The organism is Campylobacter sp. BCW_4321 (genome assembly GCF_001763075.1).
Taxonomy (GTDB): domain Bacteria; phylum Campylobacterota; class Campylobacteria; order Campylobacterales; family Campylobacteraceae; genus Campylobacter_D; species Campylobacter_D jejuni.
This window is the reverse complement of sequence record NZ_MJYA01000028.1, coordinates 1-1,887: the sequence shown is the minus strand read 5'-3', so window position 1 is coordinate 1,887 and position 1,887 is coordinate 1. Positions and strand designations below refer to the sequence as shown.

Genomic DNA, 1,887 nt, shown 5'->3' with positions numbered 1-1,887 from the left:
GGGGGGGGTACATAACATTATTTAAAAAACTTTATAAAATTAAAAAACAACACAAAAAAGAACAAAAAATTTATCAACAAAGCATACAAGTTTTTCCTCAACTCAAATATCCAAGTTTAGAAACATGCAGTGATTATGAGCAAGCTTTAAGATATAAATTTCATTTATCCTATATGCTAGGTGAAGTTTTAATCAAGGCTGATAAAACCTGGTATAAAGGAAGTGGATTTAAACTAAAAAATGATATTGAAAAAGCTAAAAAAGAATTCCAAATTTTTAGAGAAATTTTTAAAGAATTCGATCAGATTAGCTCTAGCATCCTTGAAGGATTGATAGATAATAAACAATTATTTTTAAAAAAATTTCTAAGAATAAAAAATATATTAAAAATTCATCAAGACTATAAAACAATATTAGATAATATCTTTCACAATTTTAATTATTTTATACAAAATTTTGATCTTATAGAAGAATGGTTGTTATCAGATGATTTTAATGAAAGATATAAAAAAGGAAATCATCCTTACCCTTCTTTACTTGATCCTAAGAAACTAAATGATGAAAATGAAAAAATCAATTATCATAACATACCTGCTGAACTTGCATGGGATATGAATTTACCCTTACCTGATGGGTATAAGTTTGTGTATTGGTGCTCACATGGCACTGGTGGCACAGCATTTGCTAATTTTTTAAGATTTTTAAATGGTGGCGGTATTGGGACTCCTATTGATGATTCAAATATTGTTCAAATTTTTAAAAATATATACGATTTTTCATTTGTTGCGAATTTTGATTTTAAATATATTGCTTTAAGAAATTATCACCATCATGAGAAATTTTATTTTTTATTGCCAAAAATACCAGGTGTTCATATAACAAGAGATCCTATAAGCATGTTGAAACATCATGTAACTATTTTGAGACCTTATAACAAGGCAAAAAGATATATTAAGCTCAATGATAATTTTAATGAAATTTGTAGTTCTTTAGTCACAATAGGAGGATGGAGTCTCGATTATAATTTATCTAGTTTAATTCAATATTATGTTGATAATGGATCAACAACATTTCATGATTCTCAGCTTAAAAAGGCCTTGGTAAATACTCAAAAACATTTTATTATCGATATGGATGACATAGTTGGATCAAAAACATTTACAACGATCGAAAAAATGTGTAATTTTTTATCTATTAACATACCAAACGTAATAGATAAAACAAAATTTGAAAAAAAAGCAATTAATAATAATGTAAGTTTGTTGCCACTTACTTTGAATATATATAAAAATATTGATTTGTTTGTTACAGATGAAAGTTGGATTTCTATAGTTGATTCTGGAGTGATATTATGGAATAATTGGTTAACTCCTTGGAAAAAAGCTCCAGAAGGTTATTGCATCAATGTAACTCATTATTTTTTTTCGGAATATGAGAAAAAAATATTAAAAGATATTGCATTTTATATAAAAAAAGATTTTTATGATATTTTTGTTAACGAATTAGAAATCAAAAAAGAAATCAAAAATAGAGTTACAACATTAGTTGATAATATTAATAAGCAAAAACAAATTTTAGAAAATATAAAAATAAAAGAAGTGGATATAATTAATTTTATGAAAGAAAATAAAAAATTAAGACTAAAATGTAAAAAAGTTTTTGATGAACATCTTTTATTTATCAAACAACATCGTCCAGATATAGTAGCTTCTTGGAAGTATTATCAAGAATTTGAAAAAATGTGCAAAGAATTAGATGAAATTAATTAATTCATATTGCATTATTTAATTAATAATATATTATAATTATTTTATTTATTATCTCTAAAGGAAAACCCCATGCATAACCCAAATTCAGCTATAGAAAGAGTAAAAAATCATCTCGCTT

The 1,887-nt window shown here is 24.6% G+C and carries 1 protein-coding gene; it reads left to right on the top strand.

Annotated features, from left to right (window positions below):
- The coding region (locus AJN58_RS04850; protein WP_070292046.1) for a DUF2972 domain-containing protein at positions 1-1,769 on the top strand (1,769 nt) is incomplete at its 5' end.
- Between the last annotated feature and the right edge of the window lie 118 nt (positions 1,770-1,887).